At 66.4% G+C, this 611-nt stretch carries 1 protein-coding gene; it reads right to left on the bottom strand.

The genetic code is table 11. The annotated features are described in order from the left end of the window. A partial coding sequence (locus tag CEK65_RS18540) for an IMP dehydrogenase (RefSeq protein ID WP_152182622.1) occupies positions 1-547 on the bottom strand: 547 nt, incomplete at its 3' end. Positions 548-611 lie beyond the last annotated feature (64 nt).

Here is a 611-nt window from a genome sequence, read left to right as displayed (position 1 = left end):
GGATCTTCTCGATGCGGTGGCGGTGCAGCAGCTGCAGCACCTCCTCGTCGCTGGCGCCTTCGCGCACGGTGACCAGGCGATCCTTCTTGGTCATGATGTGGCGGACCGGATCGTCGAGCTTCTTCTCGAAGCGCATGTCGCGGCTGGTGACGATGCCGACCAGTTCGCTGCCGTCCACCACCGGCACGCCGGAGATGTTGCGGGCGCGGGTGAGTTTGAGCACCTCGCCGATGGTGGTCTCCGGACCGACCGTGAACGGCTCGGTGATGACGCCGGCCTCGAACTTCTTGACCTTGGCCACTTCGGCCGCCTGCTGCGCCGGGGTCAGATTCTTGTGGATGATGCCGATGCCGCCGAGCTGGGCCATGGCCACCGCCAGGCGGTGCTCGGTGACCGTGTCCATCGCGGCCGAGAGGATCGGCAGTTTCAGGCGCAGGTCGCGGGTCAGCCGGGTTTCCAGGCTGACGTCCTTGGGCAGGACGGTCGAATGGGCGGGGACGAGCGAGACGTCGTCGTAGGTGAGAGCTTCAGCCTGGATGCGCAGCATCGGCGGACCCGAGTGTGGGGAAGCGCGGCATTTTAACGCATTGGGGCGGGGATTGGGGAGTCGG

It is taken from the genome of Xanthomonas sp. LMG 12459 (assembly GCF_009192905.1).
GTDB classification, from domain to species: domain Bacteria; phylum Pseudomonadota; class Gammaproteobacteria; order Xanthomonadales; family Xanthomonadaceae; genus Xanthomonas_A; species Xanthomonas_A sontii.
Note: the sequence above shows the minus strand (reverse complement) of the source record. Positions and strands in the feature narration are given on the sequence as shown.